Below are 15,688 nucleotides of genomic sequence, written 5' to 3'. Positions count from 1 at the left end.
CGCGCCGGCCCCGGCACTCTCACCAGCGTGGTCGGCCATGCCTACTCCCACGCTCCCCACGCCCGAGGAACTGCGCCGCGACCCCTGCCCCTGCGCGGCCGCACCACGCTCGTCACCTGGCCGGCAGGCGTGCCGGTATCGGGCATGCGGTGGCCAGGCGGCCGGCCGCTTACGGCGCGAGCGTCCATCTGCATCACCATGTGCCGCACGACACCGCGATGCTGGACGCCCACCGGGCGGTGGACACCCGCTCGGTGGTGCTGCTCGTCCAGGCGTACGCCCGCTCGCGCGCCCAGCTGCCGAGGGCACCCCCGGCGGACGCGTGGTGATGATGACCTCCGGACAGGACATCGCGGGCGGGATGCCCGGCGAGATCGGCTACGCCCTGCAGAAGGGCGCCCTCGCCTCGACCACCCGCTCCCTGTCCACCACCCTCGTCGAGCGCGGCATCACCGTGAACACGGTCAACCCCGGTCCCGTGGACACCGGTTACGCCACCGGCGCTGGGGCGGGCCGGGTCACCGGCGAGGTGATCAACTCCGACGGCGGCTTCCGGCGTTGAGACCCCGGGCGGGTCAGAGCTGGGACAGCTCGTCCAGCAGGTCGTCCAGGCCCAGCGAACCCTGCGACAGGGCCGCCATGTGCCAGGCCTTCAGGTCGAAGGCGTCGCCGTGCCGCTCACGGGCCTTCTCACGGCCCAGCAGCCACGCCCGCTCGCCGAGCTTGTAGCCGATCGCCTGCCCCGGAATCGTCAGGTACCGGGTCAGCTCGCTCTCCACGAAGTCCGCGGGCCGGCTGCTGTGCGCGCCGAAGAACTCCTGGGCCAGCTCCGGCGTCCAGCGCTCACCGGGGTGGAACGGGGAGTCCGCCGGGATCTCCAGCTCCAGGTGCATGCCGATGTCGACGATCACCCGGGACGCCCGCATCATCTGCGCGTCCAGGTAGCCGAGCCGCTGCTCCGGGTCGGTGAGGTAGCCCAGCTCGTCCATCAGCCGCTCCGCGTACAGCGCCCAGCCCTCCGCGTTGGCGCTGACCCCGCCAACCGTGGCCTGGTAGCGGGAGAGGTCCTTGGCGACGTGCGCCCACTGCGCGAGCTGGAGGTGATGTCCGGGCACGCCCTCGTGGTACCAGGTCGACACCAGGTCGTACACCGGGAACCGGGTCTGCCCCATGGTCGGCAGCCAGGTCCGCCCGGGACGCGAGAAGTCCTCCGTCGGGGGCGTGTAGTACGGGGCCGCGGCACCGCCGGGCGGGGCGATGCACGACTCCACCTTCCGCACCCGCTCGGCGAGGTCGAAGTGCGTGCCGTCCAGATCCTCGATGGCCTTGTCCATCAGGCCCTGCAGCCACTCCCGGACCTCGTCGACACCCTCGATGTGCCGGCCGTGCTCGTCCAGGTGCGCGAGCGCCACCCACGGGGTCTCGGCGCCGGGCAGGATCTTCTCCGCCTCCTTCCGCATCTCGCCGAGGATGCGGTGGAACTCCGACCAGCCGTACGCGTACGCCTCGTCCAGATCCAGGTCGGTGCCGTTGAAGTAGCGGGACCAGCGCGCGTAGCGCTCGCGGCCCACCGTGTTCGGGGCGCCCTCGACGGCCGGTGCGTACACGTCCCGCATCCAGTCCCGCAGCTCCACCACGGCGGCGCTCGCCGCGCGGGCCGCCTCGTCCAGCTCCGCGCGCAGCGCGTCCGGGCCGGCGGCGGCGAAGTCCTCGAACCAGCCGAGGCCCTTTCCGTCGGTGTCCGACCACTCGGTGAGCTGGTCGACGAAGGTCGCGGTCGGCCGCGGCGCCGCGTACAGCTTGCGCTCCAGACCGAGCGCCAGGGACTCCTGGTAGCCCGCGAGCGCCCCCGGCACGGCACGCAGCCGCTCGGCGATCGCCGCCCAGTCCTCCTCCGTCTGCGTCGGCATGACGGTGAAGACCTCACGCACCGAGTGGCCGGGCGTGCTCAGGTTGCCGACCTCGCGCAGGTGCTCGTCGGCCTCGTGCACGGCCAGGTCGGCGGTCAGCCGCTCCCGCAGGAGCCGCCCGCAGCGACGCTCGACGTTACTGTCCGCGCCGGGCTGCCGCTCCGCCTCGTCGAGCCGGGCGAGGGTGGTCCGCGCCAGCTCCGCGCGGGCCTCCTGGCCCCGCGGCGAATAGTCGGGCAGCTTGCTCGAACTCTCCTTCACACCGAGGTAGGTGCCGGTGACCGGGTCGAGGGCGATGAGGTCGTCCACATAGGTGTCGGCGACCTGGCGGGGCAGCGGGCTCTGGATCTCAGACATGCCGCCCATCCTCGTACGGGGACTATGCCTGCGTCACCCAGGTATTCGTGATTCCGCTCTGGGCGTGGCCGGAGGCAGCAGCGGCCCGCAGTCCCACTGCTGGAAGATCAACCGGGTCTCCACCCGGGCCACTTCCCGGTGCGCCGTGAACTCGTCCAGCACCAGCCGCTGCAGATCGGCCATGTCCGCCACGGCCACATGCACCAGATAGTCGTCGGGCCCGGTCAGATGGAACACGGTCCGCGACTCCGGCAGCGCCCGGATCCGCTCCACGAACGGCCCGACCAGCTCCCGCCGATGCGGCCGGACCTGAACCGACAGCAGGGCCTCCAGGCCGCGCCCCAGCTTCGCCGGATCCAGCCGCAGCTGGTGACCGAGGATCACGCCCGCGCGGCGCAGCCGGGTCACCCGGTCCAGACAGGTCGACGGCGCCACGCCCACCTGCGCGGCGAGATCGCGGTAGGTGGTCCGGGCGTCGTTCTGCAGCAGCCGCAGCAGATGAAGGTCCACCGGATCCAGTACGACGGATTCAGCCATTGGCCGAACGTAGCACGGTGTTCGATTCGGGTGGCCCGTCCTGTGTTCAACCTTCCGCCCATGGACACAGCGAGCACGGGTGCCTACGACGCCGTACGCACCGCATCGAGAGCACTGGCCACCGAGGCCGTGCATGCCGGCCGCGACGACCTCGCCCGGCAGGGCCTGCACGCCCCGCCCATCGACCTGTCCACCACCTACCCCTCGTACGACAGCCGGGGCGAGGCGGCTCGTATCGACGCCTTCGCCACCGACGGCGCCGACCCGGTCGGCCCGCCGATCTACGGCCGCCTCGGCAACCCGACCGTCGCCCGTTTCGAGACCGCCCTGGCCAGGCTGGAGGGCACCGAGTCCGCCGTCGCCTTCGCCAGCGGCATGGCGGCGCTCAGTGCGGTCCTGCTCGCCCGGTCCGCCATGGGCCTGCGCCACGTGGTCGCGGTACGACCCCTGTACGGCTGCAGCGACCATCTGCTGACCGCCGGGCTCCTCGGCACGGAGGTGACCTGGACCGACCCGGCCGGCATCACCGACGCGCTGCGCGCCGACACCGGTCTGGTGATGGTCGAGTCCCCGGCCAACCCCACGCTCGCCGAACTCGATCTGCGGGCGATCGCCCACGCCTGCGGCTCGGTCCCGCTGCTCGCCGACAACACCTTCGCCACGCCCGTCCTGCAGCGCCCCGTCGAGCAGGGCGCGCGGCTGGTGCTGCACAGCGCCACCAAGTACCTCGGTGGCCACGGCGACGTGCTGGCCGGTGTGGTGGCCTGCGACGAGGAGTTCGCCGGACAGCTTCGGCAGATACGTTTCGCCACGGGCGGTGTCCTGCATCCGCTGGCCGGCTATCTGCTGCTCAGGGGCCTGTCCACGCTGCCGGTGCGGGTCCGGGCCGCCTCCGCGAACGCCGCCGAGCTGGCCGCTCGGCTCGCCGCCGACCCGCGGGTGGCCCGTGTCCGCTATCCGCGCCTGGGCGGCGCGATGGTCGCCTTCGAGGTCCACGGCGACCCGCACGAGGTGATCTCCCAGGTCCGGCTGATCACCCCGGCGGTCAGCCTGGGCAGCGTGGACACCCTCATCCAGCACCCCGCCTCGATCAGTCACCGCATCGTCGACGCCGACGACCGGCGCGGCGCCGGGGTGAGCGACCGGCTGCTGCGGATGTCGGTGGGCCTGGAGGACGTCGACGACCTGTGGGCCGACCTGGACCAGGCCCTGGGGGAGCGGACCGCTGCGCCGGTACCGCTCCAGGAAGCCGTGCGCTGACAGGGGTGCGCACGACCACGGCCCGGCGGAAAACCGCCGGGCCGTTCGTCCGTCGAGCCCGGCTCAGTCGCGACGGGCAGCCCCGCCGAGCCGCTCCTCACCGCCGCCGTGCGGCATGCGCGCGGCGACCGGAGCCGCGTCCAGGCGGACCGTGATGACCAGGGTGCCCTCCTCGATCTGGTAGTCCAGGGGCAGTCCGAGACCTCGCATCGCGGCGACCATCCCGGTGTTGGAGGCCTGCGTCACGGCATAGACGCTCTCGCAGCCCGCCTCCACCGCCATCGCCACCAGGCGGCCGAGGAGTTCGGCGCCGACGCCGCGCCGCTGCCAGTCGTCCTCGATCAGCAGCGCGACCTCGGTCTCGTCGCCGTCCCACAGCAGATGCCCGAGGCCGACGATCCGGCCCGCGGGGGTCTGCGCGGCCAGCGTCCGCCCGAACCGGGGGCTGAGCAGGTGGTTCAGATAGCGGTCGGCGTCCCCGACGGGCCCGTGGTACCGCATGCCGAGGGTGCGCTTCGAGCACCGCTCGTGCATCGCCCGGGCCGCCGCCAGGTCGCCGGTGTCCGCCCGGCGCACGGCGATGTCGTTGCCCTCGGGCAGCGTCAGCACGTCCTGGCCGCGCGGGATCCGCGGACCGAGCCGGCTGTCCAGCTCGACCAGAGCCCTGGCCCGCGCGAACTCGGTCGGCGTGAACGGCAGATACGGCCGCTCCACGGTGAGCACACCGCCCTCCGGCGCCCGCAGCCGCATCACGGTGTCCTCCAGGACCCCCTCGACCGGCACGGGCTCCGGGCCGCGCCCGCCGCCGACCGGCGAGGCGGGCAGCGAACGGATCGTGCACCGGCCCAGCAACTGCCGGAGCGCCAGCGGCAGCTCCGCCGCGTCCAGCGCGGTGCGCGCCGCGAGGCCGAGGACCCGGGTGGGAGCGTCCACCAGGTCGTGGGCGTCGGCCCGCTCGATCCAGGTGGACGCGCCGCCGGCCAGCGAGACCACCCGGGTGATCTCGGCCCCCGTCAGCGCCTCGGGCGACCGCAGCAGGAACTCGTCGACCGTGCCGTCGGCCAGCGGATGCGTCTGCAGGCTCAGGATGTCGACCCGCTGCCCGGCCAGCGCCGTGCACAGCGCGGCCAGCGAACCGGGCTCGTCCTTCACCGTCGTCCGCATCCGCCACAGTGCGCCGGTCCGGGCCACGTCCTGCGCGTCCGCTTCCGCTACGGGCCCGGCCGACCGCACATCGGCGGCCGACCGGGCACCGGTATCCTCGGCCGGCGGTGCGTGGCTGTGGCGCCGAGCCCACCACGTGTGGAAGCCCGCCGTCGCGGCCAGCACGATCGCCGAGATCACCAACAGCGCCGGACCGTCGGGGCCGTGCCCGATCAGGTTCGCCACCCCGTCGGCCACGGCAACGGCCGTGAACAGGGCGGCGAGTTCGACGAGGTCCCGCCGCCAGTGGTGCATGGGCCGTCCGTGCTTCGTCCGGGTCACTTGAGACATCTCTGGAGTCATGCACTCACTGTGAAGGAACGGTGTTGCGTGATCACGAACGGTTTGTGACCGATGGGTAAAGCATGCTTCCGCCCTTTTTGTTGCGCTTCCTATCGTTGCGGTAGGCGGACATGCCGCTCCGGCTCAGGCCGCCACCTCCTCCGCCAGCCCGTCCCGCAGCCGCCGCGCCTGGACGACCAGACGGGACGAGCCGCCACGCGCGGCGGCCTCCGCCAGATGCGGTACCTCTCCGCGCGCCCCTGAGCGCTCGGCGCACTCCGCCGCCACGGCCATCAGGTCCCCGAGGCCCCGGGCCGCCACGGCCGTCGCCTCCGGGCGGGCGGTCGCCAGACCGGCCAGCGGAACGGGCAGGGCGTGCCGGAGCAGCTCCCATATCGTCGCATTGGCTCCCGTGGCCGCCGCCGTCCGCACCGACTCGGCCAGCCGCTGCGGCTTCACCGCATCGCCCCCCACCAGCTCGCCCAGATCCGCGCCCAGCCGCGCCGCGTCGAGCTGCCCCCGCGCGGCGAGCACCAGCAGGGCGTCCACGGCCGCGAGCCGGTCCTCCCGGTGCCGGGCACCGAGCCCGTACGCCACGCACAGGTGCACGGCCTCGCCCGCCACGCCGCCGGATTCGGCGAGCAGCGGAAGGACGCCGGTACCGCGCTCGTCGTCCACGGCCGTGTCGGCCAGATCCTGCAGCATCCGGGCCGCGACCAGCTCCCGCCGCTCCGGGAGCACGGCGAGCCAGTGCCGGCGTGTGGCGTGGTCCCAGTGCCTGCACTGCCAGCCGCAGGAGATGGGGGACAGCGGCCGGCCGAGCCGGTGGAACTCCTGCGGGAAACCGTCCTGCAACTCGGGGAGTTCGGCCAGCTCCAGCAGGATCCGCTCGCCGTCGGTATGCCGCGTGGCCGCGGGGAGGGCGGCGTTGGTGCCGCCCAGCCAGCGGGCCAGCCGCGCCCCCTCCGGAGTGCCGAGCGCCCGGGCCCGCCCCGCCGCCTCCTCGGCCGTCGCACGGTCGTCCCTGCGCACCCGCAGCAGGGCCTGGGCGAAGTCGGTCGGGCAGACCCGGGCGTCCAGGCGCCGGTACTCCGTCAGGCGGGCCACCAGCTCCGCCGGCTCCAGCAGGCCCGTGCTCCAGGTGGGCGTGGCGAGCAGCAGCGGCATCGGTTCCGTGCGCAGGCGGTACGCCACCTCGCGCAGCCGCGCGTCGAAGACCCGGGCGAGGCCGCTGTGCGGGCACTCGTGTTCCTTCGGCCCCTTGCGCACCGCGGCGTGGAGCGTCGCCGTGCTCACCTTGCCGTGCAGGGTCGCGAGGAGCAGTTCGAGGCCTTGCCGGGCGCCGAAGAGGCCGTAGCGGGAGTTGCTGAACATGTCGTCCGTACGCGGCCACTGCCGGTCCTCGTCCGTGGCCCACCAGCTGTTCGCGACCACCGGCACGAGCGCCCGGCGCAGTGCCTCCGGATCCTGGTACGCGTGCCGCACCAGACCGTCCAGCGCCCGCTCGAACGCGGCCACGTCACCCTCGGAGGCCAGCAGCGCCCCCATCTCCTCGGCCACCTCCTCGGGCGTCAGCGGCGCGGGCTCCAGCCGGAACGGCTCCGGGGCGGGCGGCAGCACCTCCTCGTACACCTCCTCGAACTCGCTCTGCGCGACGCCCAGCGCTGCGGCCGCCCGGGCGCGCAGTGCCGGGGACAACTGCTCTGCGGCATGGGCGAGTTCCTCGCGGACCTGGTCGGCGTCGAGCTTCTTCAGATGCCGTTCGACGAGCTTGAGCGCCCGCTCCTGCACCTGGGTGTCCTCGTGCCCGAACGCCTGGGCCACGACCGGCAGCAGCTCCGCCACCGCGCCGGGGTCGCGGGCGAGCACCTTGCCGAGCAGGACGAGCTGGGCCCGCACGAGCTTCTTCTCGCTGCGGAACAGCAGCCCTTCGGAGGCCTCGGCCAGCTGCCGGGCGGTCAGATCACCCTCCAGCGCCAGGCCGGTGAGCACCGCCTGTGCGTGCGAGGCGACGGGGGAGACCGCGTCGCGGGACAGCGCCGTCCAGTCCGGGATCCGCGACCGCTCCTCCTCCCGGGTGAGTGCGAGCCCCGTCAGCACCGGCAGGAAGATCCGGTGGTCGGTGGGGCCGCCACCGCGCACCAGCCGGGCGACACAGGCGTCGACCAGGAACTCACGGTCCAGGGAGCCCTCCTGGCAGAGTGCCGCGAGGGCGCTCTGCCAGGAACCCGGTCCCTCACCGAGCAGCCAGCGGACCTCGGAGAGATCCGAGAGCGTGAACAGCCCGCCGACCAGCGTGGCCAGGTTCGGCTCGCGGCGCAGCACGTCGGCGACGCCCTCCCGGCGCCGGCTGCCGTCGCCGACGCTGACGTGCCGGATCCAGCCGACCACATAGGCGTCCGTCACCGGGACCTCGCAGCCCGACCGGCTCACCAGCCCCGCCATCAGGGCGTACGGCACCCGCGCGGACACCGGCCGCTGGGCCAGCCGGTGCGCCACATCTGCCAGCCAGCCCGTGTCCCGGTCCTCCAGCACCCGCAGGAGTGACTCCGCGGACGCCTGCCGCCACCGCAGGTCGCTCGCCGCGAGCCAGGCCGCGGCCGCCGCGGCTCCCGTGTGGCAGGCGGCACCGGCCAGGTGCAGCGCCGGGCGGACCTTCTCGAACCGGCCCTCCCACGGCGGCACGGCCCGCAACTCCTTGCGCAGCTCCTTCAGATCCGGCAGCGAGGTGCGCCGTTCGGCCGCCGTCATGCCCTTCACCAGCCGCAGGGTGTCCGCCGTGCGCCCGGCCCGTACCGCCTCCATCAGCTCACTCATCGCACGCCCCCGCCGATCGTTGCCATGTCCCGTCCCACCGCGGCGCCCCGCCGCACCATCCGCACCGCCAGGGCGTGCTTGCACGGCCCGCGTCCGCCCCGGTACTTCGCCCACCACAGACAGCTGCAGGTGAGCACCCCCGCCTCGTCCCGCACCCGGTGCACATGTCCGTCCTCGGCGGTCACCGTGGCCAGTACGCCGTCGAGGGTCACCGCGTCCGCCGCCACCAGGGCCCTGGCCGAGCGCAGCCGCGGATTGTGCTTCTCGACGCGCTCGGCGTCGTAGGGCAGCTCCCGGTGGAAGTAGGCCGCCTCCGCCGTGTCGTATCCGACGCGGCCCGAGGTGCCGAGGCGGACCAGGGCGGCGCGCACCCGCTCGGGCGTGAGGCCCGAGGCGGCCGCGAGGTCGGCCACGTCGATGCGGGGTTCCCACGCCAGCAGCACGGCTATGAGCTCGGCGTCCCCGGCGGCCTCGTCGGTGGCGAGTGCGTCCAGGACGCCGCCCTCGCCGGAGAAGCCGCGCGAGACGTCCGGCGACAGCGTGAGCGTGAGGCGCATGCCGGGCAGGACGACCTCCCAGGCGGCGGCCGTACTCGCCGCACCGCCGACCGCGGGGCCGTACACCCGCAGGGCCGTCGCATGCCGCAGCACCCGCTGCAGCGCGGCCAGCCGCTCCGGACCCGGCAGGCACACCGCGCCCGGCACCGGCCGCGTCGTCGGCCGCAGCCCGCGGCCCACCGGGACCACCCAGCGCGGTCCGCCCGAGGCCCGCCGCGCCCCGCCCGCCCTCGGCAGCCCGCGCAGGAACCGCACCGCCTCGTCCGCCGGCAGCTCGGCCCGCAGGTCGAACCCGGCCGCGATCACCTGGGCCTCGGCGAAGCCGCGCAGCCACCGGTCGGGCAGCGGGACCTTCTTCTCCACCACCGGGCCGTCCAGCGTGGTGACCGCCAACTCGTCCGGGCCGACCCGCAGATGGAGCGGATCGTTCGTGCCGATCCGGGACAGGGCCTCGCGCAGTGGATTGTTGACGTCGACGTTCGTCGTGCCGTGCCCCACCTCGCCGCCGTCGAGACCCGGGGTGAGCACGTCCAGCCGGGCGTACACCCCGCCGCAGCCGGAGAAGGACTCGAAGCGCAGCCGGTCGCCGTTGCCGGTCACCACCGGGTCGAGCGAGGCGCGCAGCTGCGGCTGGTAGTAGCGCGCGGCCGCCACGTCGGCCACCGCGAGCAGTGCCGCGGCGGCGATCCGAGGCGAGGTCAGAAAGCCCGCGAAGAACCGCGGATGGTCCTGCACACCCGTAGGTGTCGCACCCCGGGACGTTTCCAGCCCGAGGCGGCGCCCGTCCGCCGCGGACTCGAGCGCGGAGGGTCGGCGATAGGCCACGGCCTGCAGTGATCGCGTCATGGGAAAAACCGTAGAGGCGACCACTGACAATCGGCCTGACCTGCGAAAACGCCTGCCCGGCACAGGAGTTGGCGGGCAGCTGACCGTGCCGCGCGCCGGGGGATGACGCCGGTGCGCGGCACAGCTTCGAGCGTACGGGACCCGGCGGTCCCGCGCTGTCCTACTGGCCGACCCGGCCCGGCTGCAGCGTCTGCGTGAACAGCACCGTGCCGTCCTGCTCGCGCAGCCGTACGGTCAGTTCGCCGCTGTCGCCGTCGATGTCGACCTCGCCGAAGAACTGGTAGCCGCCGGCGGGCGAGACGTTCGACGCGGTCGGCGCCTTCACGAACACGCGCTCCGGACCGAACGTGTTGTCCAGCGCGTTGGCCGGGAACGCGCCGGCGTTCAGCGGCCCGGAGACGAACTCCCAGAACGGCTCGAAGTCCGTGAACGCGGCCCGCGCCGGCTGGTAGTGCTGGGCCGAGGTGTGGTGCACGTCCGCCGTCAGCCACAGCGTGCCGGTGATCCGCTGGTGCTTGATGAAGCGCAGCAGCTCGGCGATCTGCAGCTCACGGCCCAGCGGGGCGCCCGGGTCGCCCTGCGCCACCGCCTCGAAGTTCGGCTTGCCCTCCATCGGGTCGGGCACCACGAGGCCGAGCGGCATGTCGGCGGCGATCACCTTCCACACCGCACGCGAGCGGGACAGCTCCCGCTTGAGCCACTCCAGCTGCTCCCGGCCGAGGATGCCCTGCGGGTCCACGGTCTGGTCGCCGGGCGAGTTGGCGTTGCGGCAGGTGCGCATGTCCAGCACGAACACGTCCAGCAGCGGGCCCTGTCGGAGCACACGGTAGACGCGGCCCTCCTTCGCGCCCGGCCGCAGCGTGGAGATCGGGAAGTACTCGCTGAACGCCCGCCGGGCGCGCGCCGCCAGCACATCGATGCTCTTCTCTGTGTACCGGGTGTCGGCGGAGGTGATCACCTCGCCCGGGTACCAGTTGTTGCGCACCTCGTGATCGTCCCACTGGATGACCGACGGCACCTGGGCGTTGAACCGCTTCAGGTTCTCGTCGAGCAGGTTGTAGCGGAAGTTGCCCCGGTACTCGGCGAGGGTCTCGGCGACCTTCGCCTTCTCCTCGGTGGTGACGTTCCGCCAGGTGGAGCCGTCCGGCAGGGCCTGGGTGGCGGCGATCGGGCCGTCGGCGTAGATGTTGTCGCCGCTGCACAGGAAGAAGTCCGGGTCCCGCTCGGCCATCGCGTCGTAGATCCGGTAGCCGCCGAGGTCGGGGTTGATGCCCCAGCCCTGCCCGGCCAGGTCGCCCGACCACAGGAAGCGCACGCCGTCGCGGCGGTGCCGGGAGGCGGTGCGGAAGGTGCCGGTCACGGGCTCGCCGGTGCGGCGCGGGTCGTCCGGGTCGGCGAGCAGCACGCGGTAGTGGATCTGCTCGCCGGAGTGCAGGCCGTACAGCCGGGTGGTGCCGGTGAAGTCCGTGTCGGCGCCCAGCAGCGGACCGTGCCATCTGCGCGGGTTGCGGAACGACTCGGTGGCCGAGGTCTCCACGATCATCCGGGCCGGCCGGTCCGAACGCACCCACACCAGGCCCGAGTCGGCGGTCACGTCACCCGTCTGCACACCCCAGCCCGCCTGGGGGCGGCCGGAGAGGGCGAACGCCGGTGCCGCGCCGAGGCCCGCGGGGAGGGTGAGGGCCGCCGACGCGGCGAGGGAGCCGCGCAGAACGCTGCGGCGGCCGGGGAAGGGACTGTGGGACATGGCTGTGCCTCCAGGAACGGGATCCGGCCAGTGTGCAGAGCCACACCTACTGGGGCGCTGCGGCGCGTACGCAAACCGCAGGTGAACAACCGGACGCCCGGCCGGTGGTCACCCGTCGAGCGCCTCGGCCATCAGGCGTACACCGGCCCGGATCCGGGCCGGTGGCAGATGCGCGTACCCGAGCACCAGGCGCACACCGCCGTCATCGGTACGCGCGTGCGTGCAGGCGCTGAGCGGCCGTACGGCGATGCCGGCGCCGGTGACCCGTTTCAGGAACTCCTCCTCCGGGCCGTACCGTTCGGGGAGTTCGGCGATGGCGTGCAGGCCCGCGGCGATCCCGGACACCCGCGCCTCGGGGAACTGTCCGGCCAGAGCGGCGACCAGGGCGTCGCGCCGCTCCCGGTAGGCGCGCTGGCAGCGGCGCAGCTGCCGGTCGTAGTCGCCGCGCTCCAGGAAGTGCGCGAACAGCGCCTGGTCGAGCGAGGGATGGCCGAGGTCCATGGTCCGTTTGCGTTCGACGATCTCCTCCATGAGGGCCGCGGGGACCAGCAGCCAGCCCAGTCGCAGCCCGGGGGCGAGGGACTTGCTGACCGAGCCCATGTAGGCGACGCGTTCCGGATCGAGGCCCTGGAGGGCGCCCACGGGTGCGCGGTCGTAGCGGAAGTCCCCGTCGTAGTCGTCCTCCAGCACCAGGCCGTCCACCGACCGCGCCCAGTCCAGCAGTTCGGCACGCCGCCGCGCCGAGTACGCGATGCCGGTGGGGTACTGGTGGGCCGGCGTGGTCACCACGGCCCGTGCACCGGACGCGCGCAGCGGGCCGAGGGCCAGTCCGTCCTCGTCCAGCGGCAGCGGTACGGTGCCCAGGCCGGCCGCCGCGTACAGGCCGTCGTGCTGCGGACTGCCCGGGTCCTCGACCCCTATCGTGCGCATCCCGCGCGTGTGGAGCACGGATCCGACCAGGGCGCTCGCCTGGGCCACCCCGGAGACCACCACGATCCGCTCCGGTCCGGCCACCACGCCCCGGCGGCGGGCCAGCAGTCCGGCGAGCGCGGTGCGCAGCCGGGGCAGCCCGCGCGGGTCCGGATAGCCGAGGTCGTGGTGCGGCAGTTCGGCCAGCACGGCACGCTGTGCGGCGGCCCAGGCGGCCCGCGGGAACAGCGACAGGTCCGGGGTCCCCGGGACGAAGTCGGCCCGGGTACCGGGGGAGCGGGGCGCGAGGTCCCGTGCGCCGGGCCGGGCCGCCCGTACCGCGTCGCCCACCCACGTTCCCGCGCCCCGGCCGCTGCGCAGATACCCCTCGGCCGTCAGCTGCTCGTACGCCTCCGTGACCAACCCCCGTGACACGCCGAGGTCGGCGGCGAGGTCCCGGCTGGACGGCAGGCGGGTGCCGGGCGTGAGCCGGCCCGAGCGGATCGCCTCGCGCAGCGCCGCCTGGAGGGCTCGGCCACGCGCGCGTGCCGGTGCCGAGGCCGCGGGCAACAGCAGCTCCCACGCGGCGGAGCCCGTGAGACCGGCCGCATTGGTCCCCGATGACGTCATGGAAGTGGACCTTAAACCGGACCGCGCCGCTTCCTAGCGTCACGGTCATGAATGCCACCGCCCGCGGCGCCCTCCTCGCCGCCCTCGCCTGTGTGCTCGTCGGCGGGTCCTTCACCGCCAACAGTGTCCTGGGCCACTACCCCTACGCCGGCGGTCAGTTCCTGAGCTACGCCCTCGCCTGCCTGCTGCTCGCCCCGCTCGCCGGACGGGACGCCGGTCCGCGGCTGCGCGCGCTCGGCCTTCGCCGATGGCTCCGCCTCGGGCTGCTGGCGGCCGTCGGCATGGTCGGCTTCAACCTGGCCGTCATCGCGGCCGAACGCAGCGCGGAACCCGCGGTGCCCGGTGTCTTCGTCGGCTGCGCACCGGTCGTGGTGGCCGTCGTCGTCCCGCTCCTCGCCGGGCGCCGCCCGCAGCGTGCGGTGCTCCACGGCGCCCTGCTCGTCGCGGCCGGCGCGTTCACCGTGCAGGGCTGGGGCCGTACGGACGGGCCGGGAATCGCGTTCTCGGCGTGCGCACTGGGCGGCGAGGTGGGGTTCGCGGTCCTCGCCGTGCCGGTGCTGAGACCGCTCGGGCCGCGGCTGCTGTCCGCGACGGTGTGCGCCGTCGCCGCCGTCGAGGCAGCGCTCGCCGGTGCGGTCCTGGACGGCGGCGCGTGGCTGCGCCGTCCCGACGCCCCGGAGACCGCCGCGCTGCTGTGGCAGACGGCAGTCGTCACCGTCGTCGGCTTCGTGTGCTGGTACATGGGCGTGCAGCGGCTCGGAGCGGAGCGCGCCACGCTCTTCTCCGGGCTCATCCCGGTGGCCGCCGCCTGCACCGCCCCGCTGGTCGGCACCGGCTCCTACGGCCCCGCGCAAGCGGTGGGCAGCGCCCTGGTCGGCGCCGGGGTCGTCCTCGGCTCCGGCGCGCCGGGTCCCCTCGGTGAAAGCCCGACTGTTGCGCGGCGTCCCGTACGCCGGCGCCGGTCAGCGGCTGCCGTCGAGGATCACCCGGGCGACCAGCGCCGGGTCGTCGTTCATCGGGCAGTGCCCGCAGCCGGGCAGCCGCACCAGCCGGGCGTGCGGAATGATCGTCTTGGCGCGGACGCCCTGGCGGCGCACGAGGAGCCGGTCCCGAGTGCCCCAGGCCACGGTGACCGGCAGGCCCGGCAGATCGTCGGTGAACTGGACGGTGGTGCCCGCCCGCAGGGTCGCGTCGAAACCGGTGGCCCCCACGAGCGCGAGCGTCTCGGCGACCACGGCCTCGGGTGAGCGGCGGGCGGGACGGCCGTAGATCGTGCTGGTCAGCGCGGTGCGTCCGGCAGCCGTGCGCGACAGCTGCTCCACCAGGGGCAGCGGGAGCCGCCGGGCTATGCCCCGCATCGTGAGCAGCAGCGCGAAGGCGTAGCGTCGCTCGGGCTGCGTCCAGAAACCGGCCGGGGAGAGCGCGGTGACGGACCGTACGCGCTTCTCGCGGCCCAGCTCCAGGGCCAGCAGGCCGCCCAGCGAGTTGCCGGCCACGTGCGGGCGGTCCAGCTCCAGCGCCTCGAACAGGGCGCCGAGCACGGCGTTGGTCGTGGGCAGGTCGTAGTCCAGGCCGCCCGGCAGGCCGGGGGACGCGCCGAAGCCCGGCAGGTCCACCGCGATCACGTCGCGCTCGGTGGCGAGGATGTCCACCACCGGGTCCCAGGCCTGCCGGTGGTGGCCGATGCCGTGCAGCAGGACCAGCGGTTCACCACGTCCCACGCGCGCGTAGGAGACGGTCACGTCCGTCGGGCCGTGCGGAGTGGGGACCGTGAAGGAGACGGTGGCGGACATGGGGGTGCTCCTCGTCTGGGCTGCTGACGGACGCCGTAGACAGCTTGTCAGCAATTGCTACCGACGGGTAGCCCCTGATGTGGTGCCGCCGCGCCCGCACCCTCCTCAATGCCCCCGGCGCACCTCGAAGTTGAAGTCCGCGTGCCCGAACTTCTGGAAGAGGTCGAACCACAGGGGCAGCAGCATCTCCACGGACCGCGCCGACCGGATGCCGCCCAGGTCCAGCACCCGGTCCGCCGGCCAGCCGAACTCCCCGAGCAGTTCCGTCGCCTGCTGCTTGGCGGCGGCGTCGTCACCGCACACGAACAGGTTGTGGTCGCCCGGCACCCGCGCCGGAGCCACCATCACCTGGCAGTTGACCGTGTTCAGCGTCTTCACCACGCGCGCGTGCGGGAAGGCACGCTGGATCTGCTCGGCCACGCTGTCCGACTCCACCGGGTCGAGCCGCAGCCGGCCGTCCTCGAACGCCAGCGGATTGCAGACGTCCAGCAGGACCTTGCCGTGCAGGTGCTCGGCTCCCGCCGCCCGCAGCGCGTCGAGCGCCACCCGGCCGCCCACCGCGTTGATGGCGACATCGGCCGCCGCGGCCGCGTCCGCGAACGAGCCCGCGTGCGCCCGCCCGCCCGCGGCCGTCGCCCACTCCACCGCGATCGGATTGTCCTTCGTCCGGGACCCGAGGGTCACCTCGTACCCCAGCTCCACCAGCCTGCCGGCCAGCGTGCGGCCCACCTCGCCCGTGCCCAGCACCGCGTAGCGCATCGGTCACCTCCCGGACCCCGGCCGCCGGCCACCGGCGGTCCGCGGGACATTGTGGTCGGGAGCGGTATGAAAGGTGACGAT

10 protein-coding genes and 2 pseudogenes are annotated in these 15,688 nt (G+C 73.9%); 3 read left to right on the top strand and 9 right to left on the bottom strand.

Annotated elements, in window-relative coordinates; all coding sequences use genetic code 11:
- Window positions 1-37 precede the first annotated feature (37 nt).
- Window positions 38-562 (top strand): annotated as a pseudogene (locus ACIRVH_RS23015) (SDR family oxidoreductase).
- A gap of 13 nt (window positions 563-575) precedes the next feature.
- Here the strand turns inward: ACIRVH_RS23015 and ACIRVH_RS23010 are convergent.
- Window positions 576-2,267 carry a DUF885 domain-containing protein gene (locus tag ACIRVH_RS23010; protein ID WP_403956140.1) on the bottom strand — a complete coding sequence of 564 codons (1,692 nt, stop codon included), beginning with the start codon at window positions 2,265-2,267 and terminating at the stop codon, window positions 576-578.
- Between the two features lie 33 nt (window positions 2,268-2,300).
- Window positions 2,301-2,804, bottom strand: a complete 504-nt coding sequence (locus tag ACIRVH_RS23005) for an Lrp/AsnC family transcriptional regulator (protein WP_094219622.1) — start codon at window positions 2,802-2,804, stop codon at window positions 2,301-2,303.
- A gap of 60 nt (window positions 2,805-2,864) precedes the next feature.
- On the opposite strand from ACIRVH_RS23005, the gene ACIRVH_RS23000 reads away from it, so the two are divergent.
- The gene (locus ACIRVH_RS23000; RefSeq protein WP_403956137.1) at window positions 2,865-4,064 is read left to right on the top strand and encodes a trans-sulfuration enzyme family protein; all 1,200 of its coding nucleotides are present in this window, start codon (window positions 2,865-2,867) and stop codon (window positions 4,062-4,064) included.
- A 63-nt stretch (window positions 4,065-4,127) separates the two neighbouring features.
- Here ACIRVH_RS23000 and ACIRVH_RS22995 read toward each other — a convergent pair whose 3' ends face one another.
- The 5 genes from ACIRVH_RS22995 to ACIRVH_RS22975 all read right to left on the bottom strand — a co-directional run bounded on the left by ACIRVH_RS22995 (window position 4,128) and on the right by ACIRVH_RS22975 (window position 13,055).
- The gene (locus tag ACIRVH_RS22995) at window positions 4,128-5,522 is read right to left on the bottom strand and encodes a GNAT family N-acetyltransferase (RefSeq protein ID WP_403956360.1); all 1,395 of its coding nucleotides are present in this window, start codon (window positions 5,520-5,522) and stop codon (window positions 4,128-4,130) included.
- A gap of 171 nt (window positions 5,523-5,693) precedes the next feature.
- Entirely contained in the window at window positions 5,694-8,366 is a 2,673-nt protein-coding gene (locus ACIRVH_RS22990; protein ID WP_403956136.1) for a DUF6493 family protein, read from the bottom strand.
- Window positions 8,363-9,769 carry an SWIM zinc finger family protein gene (locus ACIRVH_RS22985; RefSeq protein ID WP_403956134.1) on the bottom strand — a complete coding sequence of 469 codons (1,407 nt, stop codon included), beginning with the start codon at window positions 9,767-9,769 and terminating at the stop codon, window positions 8,363-8,365. The genes ACIRVH_RS22990 and ACIRVH_RS22985 overlap by 4 nt, the downstream gene beginning before the upstream one ends.
- A gap of 160 nt (window positions 9,770-9,929) precedes the next feature.
- Window positions 9,930-11,516, bottom strand: coding sequence for an alkaline phosphatase D family protein (locus tag ACIRVH_RS22980; protein WP_403956132.1), 1,587 nt, complete (start codon window positions 11,514-11,516; stop codon window positions 9,930-9,932).
- Window positions 11,517-11,624: 108 nt separating this feature from the next.
- Complete coding sequence (locus ACIRVH_RS22975) at window positions 11,625-13,055, bottom strand: PLP-dependent aminotransferase family protein (RefSeq protein WP_403956130.1); 1,431 nt, start codon at window positions 13,053-13,055, stop codon at window positions 11,625-11,627.
- Here ACIRVH_RS22975 and ACIRVH_RS22970 point away from each other — a divergent pair.
- A pseudogene (locus tag ACIRVH_RS22970) lies at window positions 13,046-13,936 on the top strand (EamA family transporter); the annotation flags it as partial. The gene ACIRVH_RS22975 and the pseudogene ACIRVH_RS22970 overlap by 10 nt on opposite strands.
- Before the next feature lie 81 nt (window positions 13,937-14,017).
- Here ACIRVH_RS22970 and ACIRVH_RS22965 read toward each other — a convergent pair.
- Both ACIRVH_RS22965 and ACIRVH_RS22960 read right to left on the bottom strand, forming a co-directional pair.
- Window positions 14,018-14,848 carry an alpha/beta fold hydrolase gene (locus ACIRVH_RS22965; protein ID WP_403956128.1) on the bottom strand — a complete coding sequence of 277 codons (831 nt, stop codon included), beginning with the start codon at window positions 14,846-14,848 and terminating at the stop codon, window positions 14,018-14,020.
- A 105-nt stretch (window positions 14,849-14,953) separates the two neighbouring features.
- Window positions 14,954-15,607 (bottom strand): NADPH-dependent F420 reductase, encoded by a 654-nt coding sequence (locus ACIRVH_RS22960; protein WP_403956126.1) that lies wholly within the window; start codon window positions 15,605-15,607, stop codon window positions 14,954-14,956.
- Window positions 15,608-15,688 lie beyond the last annotated feature (81 nt).

It is taken from the genome of Streptomyces sp. NPDC101165, from assembly GCF_044768135.1.
Lineage (GTDB): Bacteria > Actinomycetota > Actinomycetes > Streptomycetales > Streptomycetaceae > Streptomyces.
This window is presented reverse-complemented; position numbering and strand designations above follow the sequence as displayed.

Excerpts from the sequence above, each read along its gene's own strand:
- ACIRVH_RS22995 (WP_403956360.1), bottom strand. The coding sequence starts at position 5,522 with ATGCACCACTGGCGGCGGGACCTCGTCGAACTCGCCGCCCTGTTCACG.
- ACIRVH_RS23000 (WP_403956137.1), top strand. The coding sequence starts at position 2,865 with ATGGACACAGCGAGCACGGGTGCCTACGACGCCGTACGCACCGCATCG.
- ACIRVH_RS22960 (WP_403956126.1), bottom strand. The coding sequence starts at position 15,607 with ATGCGCTACGCGGTGCTGGGCACGGGCGAGGTGGGCCGCACGCTGGCC.
- ACIRVH_RS22990 (WP_403956136.1), bottom strand. The coding sequence starts at position 8,366 with ATGAGTGAGCTGATGGAGGCGGTACGGGCCGGGCGCACGGCGGACACC.
- ACIRVH_RS22965 (WP_403956128.1), bottom strand. The coding sequence starts at position 14,848 with ATGTCCGCCACCGTCTCCTTCACGGTCCCCACTCCGCACGGCCCGACG.
- ACIRVH_RS22980 (WP_403956132.1), bottom strand. The coding sequence starts at position 11,516 with ATGTCCCACAGTCCCTTCCCCGGCCGCCGCAGCGTTCTGCGCGGCTCC.
- ACIRVH_RS22985 (WP_403956134.1), bottom strand. The coding sequence starts at position 9,769 with ATGACGCGATCACTGCAGGCCGTGGCCTATCGCCGACCCTCCGCGCTC.
- ACIRVH_RS23010 (WP_403956140.1), bottom strand. The coding sequence starts at position 2,267 with ATGTCTGAGATCCAGAGCCCGCTGCCCCGCCAGGTCGCCGACACCTAT.
- ACIRVH_RS23005 (WP_094219622.1), bottom strand. The coding sequence starts at position 2,804 with ATGGCTGAATCCGTCGTACTGGATCCGGTGGACCTTCATCTGCTGCGG.
- ACIRVH_RS22975 (WP_403956130.1), bottom strand. The coding sequence starts at position 13,055 with ATGACGTCATCGGGGACCAATGCGGCCGGTCTCACGGGCTCCGCCGCG.